This is a genomic window from Janthinobacterium aestuarii (assembly GCF_051380835.1).
In the GTDB taxonomy this organism is placed as follows: Bacteria; Pseudomonadota; Gammaproteobacteria; order Burkholderiales; family Burkholderiaceae_D; genus Janthinobacterium; species Janthinobacterium aestuarii.
Window position 1 is genome coordinate 155,411 of sequence record NZ_JBNYXU010000012.1, and the last position, 15,601, is coordinate 171,011.

The window sequence follows — 15,601 nt, forward strand, 5'->3', positions numbered from 1 at the left end:
AGTCCTTGATATTGAATAATGTAATGATGTGATGTGCCGCAATCAACGGCGCAATTAGTGTCGCAATCTGTAGCCGCTTTTCAGCAGGCGGATCGACGCCAGCGCCAGGATCACGAGGAAGCCGGCGACGATGGAAAGACTGAGCCACGGGCTGACGTCGGACACGCCGAAGAAGCCGTAGCGGAAGCCGTCGATCATGTAGAAGAAAGGGTTCAAATGCGATACCGTCTGCCAGAAGGCGGGGAGCGAGTGGATCGAATAGAACACGCCCGACAAAAAGGTGGCCGGCATGATCAGGAAGTTCTGGAAGGCGGCCAGCTGGTCGAATTTTTCGGCCCAGATGCCGGCGATCAGGCCCATGGTGCCCAGCATGGCGGCGCCGAGGAAGGCGAAGACGACGATCCACAGCGGTGCGACAAACGACAGGTCGGCGAACCAGCAGGTGATGGCGAACACGCCAAAGCCCACGGCCAGGCCGCGCGCGACGGAAGCGAGTACATACGCCGAGAAGATTTCCCAGTGCGACAGGGGAGTGAGCAGCACAAACACCAGGTTGCCCGTGATCTTCGACTGGATCAGCGAGGACGAGGAATTGGCGAACGCGTTTTGCAGCACGCTCATCATCACCAGGCCGGGAATCAGAAAGGCCGTGTAGCTGACGCCGGGGCTCGGCTCCACGCGGCCGTCGAGCACATGGCCGAACACCAGCAGGTACAGCATCGACGTGAGCACGGGCGCGGCCACGGTTTGCGTCGCCACTTTCCAGAAGCGCAGCGTCTCTTTGTAGACGAGGGTGCGAAATCCTGTCGAAATCATACGGTACCTTTATCCATGATCTGCAAGAAAATATCTTCCAGGTCGGCTTGTTGCAATTGCATTTCATCGATCTCGGCACCCGCTTCGCGCAGGCGGGCGAGGATTTTCTCGACTTCGCTGTATTCGTTGACGCGCAGGCTGAACTTGTTCGGCGCCTGCTGTTCTTCCGCATGCAGCACCAGGTGCCGCAGGTCGTCCGGCAGGCTGCCGTTTTTGAGGTGCACCTGCAGTTGCGAGCCGGCGATGCGGCGGATCAGGGCCGACATGGTGTCGAGCGCCACCACCTTGCCGGTTTTCAGCATGGCCACGCGCTGGCACATGGCTTGCGCCTCTTCCAGGTAGTGGGTGGTCAAGACGACCGTGTGGCCGCCTTCGCGGTTCAGGCGCGAGATGAACTTCCACAAGGTCTGGCGCAGTTCCACGTCGACGCCGGCCGTCGGCTCATCGAGCACGATGACGGGCGGCTTGTGCACCAGCGCCTGCGCCACGAGCACGCGGCGCTTCATGCCGCCGGACAGCGCGCGCATGTTGGTGTCGGCCTTGCCGGTCAGGTCGAGGTTTTCCATGACCTCGTCGATCCACTTGTCGTTGTTCGGCAGGCCGAAATAGCCGGACTGCAGGCGCAAGGTTTCGCGCACGGTGAAGAACGGGTCGAACACCAGTTCCTGCGGCACCACGCCCAGGTTGCGGCGCGCGTTGCGGAAGTCCTTGACCACGTCGTGGCCATGGATCTTGACGGTGCCCGCGTCGGGGCGTATCAGGCCGGCGATGATGGAAATGAGGGTGGTCTTGCCGGCGCCGTTGGGACCGAGCAGGCCGAAAAATTCGCCTTCTTCGATGGCCAGCGACACGCCGCCCAGCGCCTTGAGCGATTTATAGCTCTTTTCTACATTCGTTATTTGAATTGCGGTCATGTGCTTGTTTCAAGTGTAATGCGTCTGGTGTGATGCGCCAGTTGCCGGAGACATCGAGGCCGGCAGGCCGGTGCAGGGCGCCACCTTCAGGCGAGGACGGCGCAACAGTCAATTATAGTTGGAAAATTCGTGGAACACTTGGAGATCAATCCGGCGGCGCTGGTGGCCTGCCGGCTTGAAAGCTACTGCTGATGCGGGGAGTGGGACAGGATCAATGATGATGCAGGTCGGACGGGCTGCGTTCGGCGTGGCCGCCGACGCTGGCGCAGTCGTCAGCCGTCAACGTGCTCGAGACGAGCGAGCAGACGCCATACAGCTTGGTGAGGTTTTTCAGGTTGTTCGGCAGGTTTTTCAGCTCCAGCACGCCGCCGGCATCCTGCGCGGCGCGCTGCCACGTCAGCATGACGGAAACGGCGGCCGAATCGACAGCCTTGACGTTGCGCAAGTCAAACTTCGTCTGACCCGAGCGGATGGCGTCCAGACCCTGCTCCAATGCCGAAGTGGCATTGTGCACGGTCAGGGAAGTCAGGGACTGCAAGGTGTCGAGAGAGTCGGGCATGGCGTCGGGCTGCGCTGGTCTGGAGCTGGGTCAGGAGCTATATGATAGCCGATTATTTGGCTTTGGCAGCGGGACGGCTGGCCAGGGCCTTGTTTTTCGCGGCCAGGGTCTTGATCAGGCCATCGATGCCGCCCTTGCTGATCTCGCTGGCGAAGCTGCTTTTGTACGTTTCCACCAGCCACGCGCCCAGCACGTTGATGTCATAGATCTTCCAGCCGGACGGAGTTTTCGCCACGCGGTAGTTCAGGGGCACAGGTTCGCCGCGTGCCACGTTCACTTGCGAACGCACTTCCACTTCCGTGTCGGCCGGGTCGGCGCGCAGCGGCTTGAATTCCACGGTTTCGTTCTTGATCTGCGACAGGGCGCCCGAGTACGTGTAGATCAGCAAGGTGCGGAATTCCGCGGCCAGCTGCTTTTGCTGGTCGGGCGTGGCGTCGCGCCAGTGGCGGCCGGCGGCCAGCGACGTCATGCGCTGGAAATCCACGTACGGCAAGATCTTGCTTTCCACCAATTCGGTGACGCGCTTGATATCGCCAGCCTGGATGGCCTTGTCGGCCTTGGCCGTGTCGATCACGTCCTGGCTGATGCGTTTGACCAGGACGTCCGGTGCTTCGACAGCAGGGGCGGCCTGAGCGGCGGTGGCAAAGGCGATGGTGGCCATCGCCAGCAGTTGTTTCATCAATTTCATGGTTTTACCTTTCATGGTGTTGCTATGCACCGGCTGGCGTTGATCGCAGCCGTGGTGTTCTTGCGCCCAGTTTACTCCTGCGGCCTGGCCTGGGAAGCAACGGTATTGCTACCAGATGTTACGAGGTCCGCCGGCGCCACATCGGCGGCGGCCGTGGCCGCAGGCGCGTCATTGGCAGGCTGCGGTTTTGCCTCGTACTCCGGCTCGTAATCGCTGGTGTCGTTTTTTGGCACTTTACGGTCGCGGCGGTCCGTATCGCCATCGAACACCTTGCTTTCGCGCGCCTGCAGGAAGCCGTCGCGGATGAACTCATAACGGTCCAGCGCAGCCGCTTCCATCAGGTTCGTCGCGTCGAGCAGCGCGGCGCGCTTGTCAACCACGCGCGTCACCGTGCCGATATTGCGCACATAAGCCGGATCCTTGTAGCGCCATGGGTCGCCCGCGATATCGAGCGGCAGGGCCGCCGTGTCGCGCACGGTCGATGGCCCCAGCAGCGGCAGCATCACGTACGGACCGGACTGGACGCCATACCAGCCCAGGGTCTGGCCAAAGTCTTCGTTATGCTTGGGAATGCCGGCCTGCGAGGCGATGTCGATCAGACCGAAGATACCGAAAGTCGAGTTCATGCTGACGCGCACGACATCTTGCAAGCCCGCCTCGCCCTTGCCTTGCAGCAAGTTGTTCATGGCGCTCCACACATCGGACAAGTTGCCGAAGAAGTTGCCCACGCCCGTTTGCACGAACGATGGCGTGACCTTCTTGTAGGCCGTGGCGACCGGCTTCAAGGCCACCTGGTCAACGGTGTCGTTGAACTTGAACATGGCGCGGTTATACCCTTCCAGCGGGTCGCGCGGATTGGTGCCGGTGGCGCAAGCGCTCACGCTGGCGGCGATGGTCATGGCCAGGCCGATACGTACCAGACTGCCTTGGAATTGCTTGTTCGACTCGCTCATTTGCTGTCCTTTCCTTCCGCTGCCTTGCTGTAGATGAACTGATTGATCAGGTCTTCCAGCACTGTGGCCGATTGAGTACGGGCAATCTTGTCGCCCTCTGCCAGGTTGGCCAAATCGCCGCCTGCTTCCAGGCCGATATATTGCTCACCCAACAAACCGGCCGTCAAAATCTTGGCCGAGCTATCTTTCGGAAATTTGTAGCCATCTTCGATGTCGAGTTTCACCAGCGCCTGGTAGGTCTTGTCGTCAAAGACGATTTCCGAGACCCGGCCCACCACCACGCCAGCACCCTTGACGGGCGCCTGCGGCTTGAGACCGCCAATATTGTCGAACTTGGCACTAATGGTATACGTCTTGCTGAAAGACAGCGAGCTCATATTGCCGGCCTTGAGCGCCAGAAACATCAATGCCGCCACACCGAGCAAGACGAACAAGCCGACCCAGACATCCAAAGATTTACGTTGCATAAACAATCCTAAATAATTTTTACTTGCCGCCACCTGCGCAGAACACTGCCCAGGCCGATAATTTTGTCGCCTATTGGCAATTACTTGCTAAACATCAATGCCGTCATCATGAAGTCGAGCCACCACACCATCAACGACGAAATGACCACCGTGCGCGTGGTGGCGCCGGACACGTCTTCCGGTGTCGGCTGTGCCTGGTACCCCTGGAACAGCGCGATGAAGGTCACCGCGATGCCGAACACCAGGCTCTTGATGGTGCCGTTGCCCACTTCTTTCCAGACATCCACGCCGCCTTGCATCTGCGACCAGAACGAGCCTTCGTCGACGCCGATCAGCACCACGCCGACCAGGTAGCTGCCGATGATGCCGACGGCCGTGAAGATGGCGCCCAGGATCGGCATGGCGATCACGCCGGCCCAGAAACGGGGCGCCAGCACGCGCTGGATCGGGTTCACGGCCATCATTTCCATGGCCGACAGTTGCTCGCCCGCCTTCATCAGGCCGATTTCCGCCGTCAGCGACGTGCCGGCACGGCCGGCGAACAGCAGCGCCGTCACGACGGGGCCCAGTTCGCGCGTCAGGGACAGCGCGACCAGCAAGCCCAGCGACTGCTCGGCGCCATACGTGGTCAGGGTGTAATACCCTTGCAAGCCCAGCACCATGCCGACGAACAGGCCGGAAACGGCGGTAATCACCAGCGAGCGGTTACCGATAAAAAACAGTTGCTCAATCACCAGGCGCGGACGGCGCCACAGGCCGCCCGACGAGGCGATGATGATGAAAAACGAACGCACGGCAAAGCCAAGGTCTTGTACCGAACGACGCAACCACGCTCCGATCGCCGCCAGGAAACGCGCGATCATCGGCCGCCCCCCGCCTGCAGACCCAGGTCGTCGGCCAGCGACTTGCCCGGATAATGGAACGGGACGGGGCCATCGGCCTCGGCATTGACGAACTGCTTGACGTAGGGATGCGTCGACACGGCCATCTCGGCCGGCGTGCCGTGCGCCACGATCTTGCCCGATGACAGAAAATAGACGTAATCAGCGATGGCGAAACACTCCTTCACATCGTGCGATACCAGGATAGACGTGGAACCCAGCGCATCGTTTAGATTGCGGATCAAATTGGCCGTCACGCCCATGGAAATCGGGTCCAGGCCGGCGAACGGCTCGTCATACATGATCAGTTCGGGGTCGAGCGCGATGGCGCGCGCCAGCGCGACGCGGCGGCCCATGCCGCCCGAGATCTCGGCCGGCTTCAACTGCGCCGCATTGCGCAGTCCCACGGCGTGCAGCTTCATCAGCACCAGGGTGCGGATCAGCTCTTCATTCAAGTCCGTGTGTTCGCGCAGGGGGAACGCCACGTTCTCGAACGCCGTCAAGTCCGTAAACAGGGCGCCGTGCTGGAACAGCATGCCCATCTTGCGGCGCAGCTGGTATAACTCGTCGGTTCCCAGCGTATGCACGATCTGGCCGTCCACATTCACGGAACCGGAACTGGGGCGCAGCTGCCCGCCGATCAGACGCAGTACGGTCGTCTTGCCACTGCCGGAGCCACCCATGACGGCCACAACTTTTCCACGTGGGAAATCCATTTGAAGGCCCGATAAAATCGAACGTTCTCCATAGGCAAAGTGTAAATCACGGATCTCAACAAGATTTGGCACGACGAAGCTCACTATTTTAATGGCGTATTGTAGTGCAGAAACGCCAACCTCTGCTGAGACACCCCTGCTTACAGCCCGGGACAGGGGAAGAATACAACACTAATGAATCGAAAGTCAGATATTGTAGTGGAAATTCGGCCGCCATATCGCGTCCCCATCGAGCCGCGCTCACGGCCATTGACCTGACAGGCAAAAATAACAAAAGCCACGTCGCGATCCGCGCCGTGGCCCTGTCAAAAAACAAACAATTGCTCGTTTTTTTAGCGCGGCAGCAGCGATGCCCCCATCAGGAACTCATCGACGGCGCGCGCGCACTGGCGCCCTTCGCGGATGGCCCACACCACCAGCGACTGGCCACGGCGCATGTCGCCGGCCGCAAACACTTTGGCCACCGACGTCTGGTAGCAGCCGGCGCCATCCGTTGTCGCCTTGACATTGCCGCGCGCATCCGTATCGGCGCCGAACGCTTCCAGCACTTGTTGTACAGGTGAAACAAAACCCATGGCCAGGAAGACCAGGTCCGCCTTCATCTCGAATTCCGAGTTCGGCACTTCGCTCATCCTCCCGTCTTTCCACTCGACTCGGCAGGCGATCAGCTTTTCCACCTTGCCGCCCTTGCCTTCGAAACGCTTGGTTGCCACGGCCCAGTCGCGCTCGCAGCCTTCCTCGTGCGAGGACGAGGTACGCAGCTTGGTCGGCCAGTACGGCCAGACGAGCGGCTTGTTTTCCTGTTCCGGCGGCTGCGGCATCAGTTCGAACTGGGCCACCGAGGCGGCGCCATGGCGATTCGAGGTGCCGACGCAGTCGGACCCCGTGTCGCCGCCGCCGATCACCACCACGTGCTTGCCCGTGGCCTTGATCTGGTCCTTGAGCTTGTCGCCCGCGTTGACCTTGTTTTGCAGCGGCAGGAAATCCATGGCGAAATGCACGCCTTTCAGTTCGCGGCCCGGCACGGGCAAGTCGCGCGGCTGTTCGGCACCGCCGGCCATGATGACGGCGTCAAATTCTTTTTCCAGGTCTTCGGGGAAAATGGTTTCCTTGGCCCAGTTGTTCACGTGGGCAGGGAAATCCTTGCCGACCAGCACGCTGGTGCGGAAGACCACGCCTTCGGCTTCCATCTGTTTCACGCGCAGGTCGATGTGCGATTTTTCCATCTTGAAGTCGGGGATGCCGTAACGCAGCAAGCCACCGACCCGGTCGCTCTTTTCAAACACGGTGACGGCGTGGCCGGCGCGCGCCAGCTGCTGCGCGGCCGCCAGGCCGGCAGGACCGGAACCGACGATGGCCACTTTCTTGCCGGTACTGAATCCCGCCGGCTGCGGCGTGACCCAGCCATGCTCCCAGCCCATGTCGATGATTTTATGTTCGATCGACTTGATGCCGACCGGATCTTCGTGGATGCCCAGGGTGCAGGCCGATTCGCACGGCGCCGGGCAGATGCGGCCCGTAAATTCCGGGAAGTTATTCGTCGAATGCAAGACGTCGAGCGCTTCGCGGTAGTTACCGCGGTACACCAGGTCATTCCAGTCGGGAATGATGTTATTCACGGGGCAGCCCGTGGTGCAGAACGGGATGCCGCAGTCCATGCAGCGCGCGCCTTGCACGGTCGCTTGCGCATCCGACAGGTGCAGCACGAATTCCTTGTAGTTCTTCAGGCGCGCGGCAGGCTCCAGATAGTGTTCGTCCTGGCGCTTGAATTCCATGAAGCCGGTAATTTTACCCACGATAGTTCCTTTGTATTTGGCTGGCGGGGAGCGGCCGGGCCGCTCCCTGGTCATTCATTTGGCAATGAGCTTGGCTGGCTCAGGCGGCGACGGCTTGGACTTCCATGGCGGCGTCAGCGGCCATTTCAATCAGCGCACGCTTGTATTCGTTCGGGAAGACTTTCACGAACTTGCCGCGCGCCGCAGCCCAGTCGTCGAGCAAGACGCGGGCGCGGGTGCTGCCCGTGTGCTTGAAATGACGCTCGATCAGGCGCTTGAGGATGACCTCGTCCGCTTCCGGCACGCCATCGCGGTGCTGCGTATGCCAGGCATCGCGGTCGACGTGCTGTTCCGCTGCCGACACGACCTTGTCCAGGCTGACCATGGCCGTGTTGCACTTGCTGGCAAAGTCGCCGGCCGGGTCATACACATAGGCGATGCCGCCCGACATGCCGGCCGCGAAGTTGCGTCCCGTGTTGCCCAGCACCACCACCGTGCCGCCCGTCATGTATTCGCAGCCATGGTCGCCCAGGCCCTCGACCACCGTGGTGGCGCCCGAGTTGCGCACGGCAAAGCGTTCACCTGCCACGCCATTGAAGAAGGCTTCGCCGGCGATGGCGCCGTACAGCACCGTGTTGCCGATGATGATGTTGTCCACGGCCCAGCCGCGGAACTCGGTATTGGGCCGCACGATGATGCGCCCGCCCGACAAGCCTTTACCGACGTAATCGTTGCCTTCACCCACCAGATCGATGGTGATGCCGTGCGCCAGGAAGGCGCAGGCCGACTGGCCCGCCGTTCCTTGCAACTGGATGTGGATGGTGTCGTCCGGCAAGCCGGCGTGGCCGTATTTCTTCGCCACTTCGCCGGACAGCATGGTGCCCACCGTGCGGTTCAGGTTGCGCACGGGCGAGATGAACGAGACGCGCTCGCCCTTTTCCAGCGCCGCGCGCGCTTGCGCGATCAGCTTGTGGTCGAGCGCCTTTTCCAGCGCATGGTCCTGGAACTCCACGTGGCGGCAGGCTTGGCCATCTGGCGTTTCCGGCTTGTGGAAGATGGCCGAGAAGTCCAGGCCCTGCGCCTTCCAGTGCGAAATCGCCTTCGATTTATCGAGCAAGTCGACACGGCCGATCAGCTCGTCATACGTGCGGATGCCCAACTGCGCCATCAATTGACGGGCTTCCTCGGCAACGAAGAAGAAGTAATTGACGACATACTCGGGTTTGCCCGAGAACTTGGCGCGCAGCACCGGATCTTGCGTGGCCACGCCCACCGGACAGGTATTCAGATGGCATTTGCGCATCATGATGCAGCCTTCGACCACCAGCGGCGCCGTGGCGAAACCGATCTCGTCGGCGCCCAGCAGGGCGGCGATGACCACGTCGCGGCCCGTTTTCATCTGGCCGTCGGCCTGCACGCGGATGCGGCTGCGCAAGCCGTTCAGCACCAAGGTTTGTTGCGTTTCGGCCAGACCCAGCTCCCACGGCGTGCCCGCATGTTTCACGGACGACAATGGCGACGCGCCCGTGCCGCCATCATGGCCGGCAACGACCACATGGTCGGCTTTCGCCTTGGTGACGCCGGCGGCGACCGTGCCGATCCCCACTTCCGACACCAGTTTCACGGAAATCGACGCGCGCGGATTGGCATTCTTCAAGTCATGGATCAACTGCGCCAGATCTTCGATCGAATAGATATCGTGGTGCGGCGGCGGCGAAATCAGGCCCACGCCCGGCACGGAAAAGCGCAGGCTGGCGATGTATTCCGATACTTTATGGCCTGGCAACTGGCCGCCTTCGCCCGGTTTGGCGCCTTGCGCCATCTTGATCTGGATCTGGTCGGCCGAGTTCAGGTAGGCGGCCGTGACGCCGAAACGTCCCGACGCCACCTGCTTGATACGCGAACGCATGGAATCGCCTTCCTGCAGCGGAATGTCGACGACGATCTGCTCGGCGCCCACGACGGAGGCCATGGTGTCGCCCTGGCGGATCGGGATGCCCTTCAATTCCTGCGTGTAGCGGTTCGGATCTTCGCCGCCCTCGCCCGTGTTCGACTTGCCGCCGATACGGTTCATGGCCACTGCCAGGGTCGCGTGCGCTTCCGTGCTGATCGAACCGAGCGACATGGCGCCCGTGGCGAAACGCTTGACGATTTCCTTGGCCGGTTCCACTTCATCGAGCGGGATCGCCTTGGTCGGGTCGAGCTTGAACTCGAACAGGCCGCGCAGGGTCAGGTGGCGACGGCTCTGGTCGTTGATGATTTGCGCGTACTCTTTATAGCTGGAAAAATTGTTGCTGCGTGTGGAATGCTGCAGCTTGGCAATCGCGTCCGGCGTCCACATGTGGTCTTCGCCGCGCACGCGGAACGCATACTCGCCGCCCGCGTCGAGCTTGTCCGACAGCACGGGGTCGTTGCCGAAGGCCAGCGCGTGCAGGCGCAGCGCTTCTTCCGCCACTTCAAACACGCCGATGCCTTCCACGTTCGACGCCGTGCCCTTGAAGTATTTGTCGACCAGCGACTTGTTCAAGCCGATCGCTTCGAAGATTTGCGCGCCGCAGTAGGACATGTAGGTCGAAATACCCATCTTCGACATGACCTTCATCAAGCCCTTGCCGACAGCCTTGGTGTAGTTATAGATGGCTTTGTCGCCCGACAAATCGCCCGGCAAGCCATGCGCCATGTCGGCCAGGGTTTCCATGGCCAGGTACGGATGGACGGCTTCCGCGCCATAGCCAGCGAGCAAAGCGAAGTGGTGGGTTTCTCGGGCCGAGCCCGTTTCCACGACGAGGCCCGTGGACGCGCGCAAGCCTTTGCTCACCAGGTGCTGGTGCACGGTGGACGTGGCCAGCAGAGCAGGGATCGCCACCTGGTCGGCGCAAATGGCGCGGTCCGAGACAATCAGGATGTTGTGGCCGGATTTCACGGCGTCGACGGCTTCCGCGCACAGCGAGGCCAGGCATGCTTCCACGCCTTCCTTGCCCCAGGCCAGCGGGTAGCAGATGTCCAGTTCATACGACTTGAACTTGCCGCCCGTGTGGGCGCTGATGTTGCGCAGACGGGCCATGTCGTCAAAGCCCAGCACGGGCTGCGCCACTTCCAGGCGCATCGGCGGATTGACGTTGTTGGTATCGAGCAAGTTCGGTTTCGGGCCGATGAAGGACACGAGCGACATCACCATCGCTTCGCGGATCGGGTCGATCGGCGGGTTCGTCACTTGCGCAAACAGCTGCTTGAAGTAGTTATACAAAGGCTTCAATTTGTTCGACATGACGGCCAGCGGCGAGTCATTGCCCATCGAGCCCGTCGCTTCTTCGCCGGCCACGGCCATTGGCGCCATGAGGAATTTCAAGTCTTCCTGCGTATAGCCGAACGCCTGCTGGCGGTCCAGCAAGGACGGCTGGGCTTTTTCGCCCTGAGCGCGGTCCAGCTTTGCCTGGCCTTCGGCCAGCTTGATCTCGTCGAGCTTGATGCGCACGGAGTTGATCCACGCTTTATAGGGCTTGGCGTTGGCGTAGGTGTTTTTCAGTTCCTGGTCGTCGATGATGCGGCCCGCTTCCAGGTCGATCAGGAACATTTTTCCAGGCTGCAAGCGCCATTTCTGGATGATTTTCGACTCGGGAATCGGCAATACGCCCGATTCCGACGCCATCACCACCAGGTCGTCGTCCGTGACGATGTAGCGGGCCGGGCGCAAGCCATTGCGGTCCAGCGTGCCGCCGATGTGGCGGCCGTCCGTAAACGCCATGGCGGCGGGGCCGTCCCACGGTTCCATCATCGCGGCGTGGTATTCGTAGAAGGCGCGGCGGTTGTCATCCATCGTCGTGTGGTTTTCCCACGCTTCCGGAATCATCATCATCATCGCCTGGGCGATCGGATAGCCGGCCATCAACAGCAGCTCGAGCGCATTGTCGAAGCACGCCGTATCGGACTGGCCTTCATAGATCAAGGGGAACAGCTTCTGCAGGTCGTCGCCCAGCACGGCCGACTTCATCACGCCTTCGCGCGCGCGCATCCAGTTGAAGTTGCCTTTGACGGTGTTGATCTCGCCGTTGTGGGCGATCAGGCGGTACGGGTGGGCCAGCGGCCACTCCGGGAAGGTATTCGTCGAGAAACGCTGGTGCACGAGGGCCAGGGCCGAGATGCAGCGCGCGTCCTGCAAGTCCTTGTAGTAAACGCCCACCTGGTCGGCCAGCAGCAAGCCTTTATAGACAATCGTGCGGGCCGACATCGATGGCACGAAGAATTCTTTGCCGTGCAGCAGTTTCAAGGCCTGGATGGCGTGGCCCGACGATTTGCGGATCACATACAGTTTGCGCTCAAGCGCGTCGGTGACCATGATGTCCGGGCCGCGGCCGATGAAAATCTGGCGAATGACGGGTTCCTTGGCGCGCACGGTGGGCGACATCGGCATGTCCGTATCGATGGGCACGTTGCGCCAGCCCAGTACGACTTGTCCCTCGATGCGCACGGCGCGTTCGATTTCCTGTTCGCAAGCGATGCGCGATGCGTGTTCCTTCGGCAGGAAGACCATGCCCACGCCGTATTCGCCAGGCGGCGGCAATTCCACGCCCTGCTTGGCCATTTCTTCGCGGTAGTACTGGTCGGGAATCTGGATCAGGATGCCGGCGCCATCGCCCATCAGCGCGTCGGCACCCACGGCGCCCCGGTGATCGAGGTTTTTCAGTATCAGCAAACCCTGTTCGACGATCGAATGGGTCTTGTTGCCCTTGATATGGGCGACGAAACCGACGCCGCAGGCATCGTGTTCATTGGCTGGGTCGTACAGGCCTTGCGCTTTCATGGGCTTCTCCGCTGCATATGACTATCGAAAAACTAGAGTAGTGCAACGCAACAAAAAACTCAACCAGAAAAATTAGGGTCGGAGTAGAATTAAATTCGATTCCGTCGCCATAAAAATTTAATAGGGACATAGTCAAAGCGATTTCAATAAAATGTCATAAAAGAATCATTTTTTGTTTTAAATGCGAATGTGTTTCAATTGGCGTCCGCTTCGGCCACGATTTTGCGGGGACGGCCCCGCTTGGCTGGCAGCACTTGCCGCTGCATTTTCTGCTCCAGCGCCTGCTTGAAAACGTCGGAACCCAGCGGCCAGCCCTTCAATACAGCCTCTTCCACCACTTTCACCTGGCTGCCGCCCAGGCCTTGCTCGAACAGGCGCAGATAGGCCGCCTCGCGGTCGAACGGCGTGTTGCCGAGCGCCCAGTACAGCGCGTGGTCGGTGATGACGGGGTCGGGCCGCACACCGGCATGATGGGCATAGCTCGACCACGTATGGTCGAGTGCATGTGCCACCAGCCCCGTTTGCACGGGCACGTATTCGAGGTAGCGGCAGCACAGGAGGAAGAAATTGTCGGGATCGATGACGGAAGTTTTGTAGCGTCCCTGCCACAAGGCCCCTTCGCGGTCGTATTTTTGGTTGAAATACGGCACGTAATAGCGTCCCAGCCACTGCATCAGCTGCCCCAGGCCCGTCGCATCGCTGGGCGTGGCCAATAAATGTAGCTGATCAGGCAATAAAACGTAGGCGTGAATGGCCACCTTGAACATTTTCGCGCCTGTTTTCAGCCAGGAAAGGAATTGGGCGTAATCAAGCGCGTCCTGGAACACGGGCTGGCGGTTGCTGCCGCGCTGGATCACGTAATGGGGCAGTGCGGGAATGATGAGGCGGGGCAAACGGGCCATGGCAAGAGTCGGTAAAGATAAGCTAAGGCCTTGATTTTACACACTTTCGAGCACAAGACGCAACTCTGACCCTGTTTTATTTGACATACTGAAAAAAGCGCTTGACTCTGTCCCTTTTATTGCGCCGACCACTTGCGGACGGCGCAATACGGCAAATCAGGACAGGTTGAAACTGGCCGAGAGGCTGTAACCCTCGCCATACGCGCTGCGCAGCGGCAAGTCCTGGCCCAGGCCCGTCTTGGCTTTCTTGCGCAGGCGGTAGACGAGCATGTCGACCCGGCGGCCCGCATCGGGATCTTCGCCGCCCATGCCGGCCACGATGACATCGCGCGGCACGGGGCGGGTGTTGATGGTGAGCAGGTGCAGGAAGTTGAATTCCTTTTCCGTCAGGGCGATGACGGCGCCCATCAGTTCCAGTTGGCGAGCACTTACTTTCAAGGTCCACTTGCCCGGCTCGGGTACAGGGTCTTGCGGCCCCACGCGGCGGTCGAGCGCCTCGATGTGGGCGGCCAGTTCGGGGAATTTGATCGGCTTGGTCAGATAGTGGTCGGCGCCCAGGCGCAAGCCCAGGATGCGGCTGTCAAAGGCGACGCGCCCCGTCAGCACCAGCACGCCGATTTGCGGATACAGCTGGCGCATGCGGGGGATGACGTTGAAGCCATCCTCATCGGGCAAGCCCAGGTCCAGCACGACCACGCCAACATTGCCATGGCTCAACGCCGTCCACATCCCGCCAGCGGAGCTGGTGATATGAACTTCGTGTTCGAGCTCAACGAGAAACTCCGCCATGTCTTCGGCGTAGTCCAGATTGTCTTCGACGATCAGTATTTTCGTCATTGCAACGCCATTCTTCCATTAGTGAGCTACCGTGGGCAAACCATGCCATTCACTTCTACACCATGATGGACGGCACAATAGGTTTACGTCAAGGAATTATCACGGTTGCCTTCAGCGGAAGCAACTTTTTTCTAGTCTAGCCGGGAAGCGGCAGCCAAATCCGGAAAAGTGCACCGCCTTCGGGCAGATTATGCCCCTGTAAACTCCCGCCATGTACGTCCACCACGGCGCGCGCCATGTACAGGCCCAGGCCCGCGCCGGGATGCGTGGCATCGGTTCCTCGGCTTCCTTTGTCGAACAGTCGCGCCAGTTCTTCTTCCCGCAAGCCGGGCCCCGCATCGCGCACGGACAGCGCCACGCCGCCTTCGGGCACCAGCCTGGCCGACACGGTGATGGCGCTGCCCGGCGGGCTGAACTTGACGGCGTTGTCGAGCAGGATTTTCAGGCACAGCGCCATGCCGGGCACGTCGCAGCGCAGTTTGGCCGGCAAGTCTTCATCGAGCTCCAGCTGCACGCGGTGGCTGGCGGGTACGGTGGCGGCCGCCTGCTGCAGCAAGGCCAGCGGCGCGATGCCGTCGGCGGCCCGCTCGCGGCCGATGGCCGCCATGCGTTCGGGCGACAAATAATCGTCGATCATGGCCAGCAGGCGGTCGACGGCCGTCTGGATTTTCACGTAGCGCTTGCGCGTGGCCTCGTCCGCCTCGGTGGAAGTCGAGACGAGGCGCTGGATGGCGCCGTCGATGGTGGCCAGCGGCGTGCGGAATTCATGCGACAGCATCGAGGCGAAGCGCTTTTGCTCCTTCTCCCGTTCAGCTTCCTGCGCCTGGGCAGCGCTGACGTCGCGCACCGTGCCAGCCAAGGTCACGCCCCGCCCGGCCGCCGCGGGCACGATGGTCGAACTGATTTCCAGCGCCAGCTGGTGGCCGTCCGCGTGCGGCAGTTCCACTTCGCGCAGCAGGGTCAGGCGGCTGGTATCGCCATCGCGCCAGCGTTGCAAGCGGGCCGGCACGTCGGCCGCCAGGCGCGCCGCATGCGCGCGCAAGGCAGCCGCGTCATGGCCCGTCAGACGCAGCGCGGCGGGGCTGATGTAGAGCAATTCCAGGGTGGTGGCGTCGAGCAGGAAAGCCGCGTCGCGCCCGTGTTCGGCCAGCAGGCGGAACTGCGCTTCGCCCGCCCGCGCGCGCAGCAGGGCGCGGCGCAACTGGACGAAACGCAGCGCCATGAGGATGGCGCCGGCAAGCAGCAGGAGGAAAATAGGCAGCATGCGTTATACCTGGCAAGAAAGAATCGCC

Annotated in this window: 13 protein-coding genes; all 13 read right to left on the minus strand. The window is 61.2% G+C overall.

Annotated features, from left to right (window positions below):
• Positions 1-54 precede the first annotated feature (54 nt).
• A complete protein-coding gene (locus tag ACQ4WO_RS25825) occupies positions 55-816 on the minus strand; it encodes an ABC transporter permease (protein ID WP_034753822.1) in 762 nt (253 codons plus the stop codon).
• On the minus strand, positions 813-1,730 hold the full coding sequence (locus ACQ4WO_RS25830) for an ABC transporter ATP-binding protein (protein ID WP_072457445.1): 918 nt from the start codon (positions 1,728-1,730) through the stop codon (positions 813-815). Before ACQ4WO_RS25830 ends, ACQ4WO_RS25825 begins: the two co-directional genes overlap by 4 nt.
• 211 nt (positions 1,731-1,941) lie before the next feature.
• Positions 1,942-2,289, minus strand: coding sequence for an STAS domain-containing protein (locus ACQ4WO_RS25835; RefSeq protein WP_436483813.1), 348 nt, complete (start codon positions 2,287-2,289; stop codon positions 1,942-1,944).
• Between the two features lie 52 nt (positions 2,290-2,341).
• Complete coding sequence (locus ACQ4WO_RS25840; protein WP_128140606.1) at positions 2,342-2,977, minus strand: MlaC/ttg2D family ABC transporter substrate-binding protein; 636 nt, start codon at positions 2,975-2,977, stop codon at positions 2,342-2,344.
• A gap of 71 nt (positions 2,978-3,048) precedes the next feature.
• A complete protein-coding gene (locus tag ACQ4WO_RS25845; RefSeq protein ID WP_436483814.1) occupies positions 3,049-3,930 on the minus strand; it encodes an MlaA family lipoprotein in 882 nt (293 codons plus the stop codon).
• Positions 3,927-4,397 carry an outer membrane lipid asymmetry maintenance protein MlaD gene (mlaD, locus tag ACQ4WO_RS25850; RefSeq protein ID WP_034753810.1) on the minus strand — a complete coding sequence of 157 codons (471 nt, stop codon included), beginning with the start codon at positions 4,395-4,397 and terminating at the stop codon, positions 3,927-3,929. The genes ACQ4WO_RS25845 and mlaD overlap by 4 nt, the downstream gene beginning before the upstream one ends.
• An 80-nt stretch (positions 4,398-4,477) precedes the next feature.
• Complete coding sequence (gene mlaE / locus ACQ4WO_RS25855; protein WP_034753807.1) at positions 4,478-5,260, minus strand: lipid asymmetry maintenance ABC transporter permease subunit MlaE; 783 nt, start codon at positions 5,258-5,260, stop codon at positions 4,478-4,480.
• Positions 5,257-6,066 carry an ABC transporter ATP-binding protein gene (locus tag ACQ4WO_RS25860; RefSeq protein WP_034753922.1) on the minus strand — a complete coding sequence of 270 codons (810 nt, stop codon included), beginning with the start codon at positions 6,064-6,066 and terminating at the stop codon, positions 5,257-5,259. The genes mlaE and ACQ4WO_RS25860 overlap by 4 nt, the downstream gene beginning before the upstream one ends.
• 260 nt (positions 6,067-6,326) lie before the next feature.
• A complete protein-coding gene (locus tag ACQ4WO_RS25865) occupies positions 6,327-7,790 on the minus strand; it encodes a glutamate synthase subunit beta (protein ID WP_436483815.1) in 1,464 nt (487 codons plus the stop codon).
• A 79-nt stretch (positions 7,791-7,869) separates the two neighbouring features.
• Positions 7,870-12,570 (minus strand): glutamate synthase-related protein, encoded by a 4,701-nt coding sequence (locus ACQ4WO_RS25870; protein ID WP_436483816.1) that lies wholly within the window; start codon positions 12,568-12,570, stop codon positions 7,870-7,872.
• A gap of 194 nt (positions 12,571-12,764) precedes the next feature.
• Positions 12,765-13,472 carry a transposase gene (locus tag ACQ4WO_RS25875; RefSeq protein ID WP_436483817.1) on the minus strand — a complete coding sequence of 236 codons (708 nt, stop codon included), beginning with the start codon at positions 13,470-13,472 and terminating at the stop codon, positions 12,765-12,767.
• Positions 13,473-13,628: 156 nt separating this feature from the next.
• The gene (locus ACQ4WO_RS25880) at positions 13,629-14,309 is read right to left on the minus strand and encodes a response regulator transcription factor (protein WP_034753797.1); all 681 of its coding nucleotides are present in this window, start codon (positions 14,307-14,309) and stop codon (positions 13,629-13,631) included.
• 136 nt (positions 14,310-14,445) lie between these two features.
• Positions 14,446-15,573: a PAS domain-containing sensor histidine kinase gene (locus tag ACQ4WO_RS25885; protein WP_436483818.1), complete on the minus strand. Its 1,128-nt coding sequence runs from the start codon at positions 15,571-15,573 to the stop codon at positions 14,446-14,448.
• Positions 15,574-15,601: the final 28 nt, after the last annotated feature.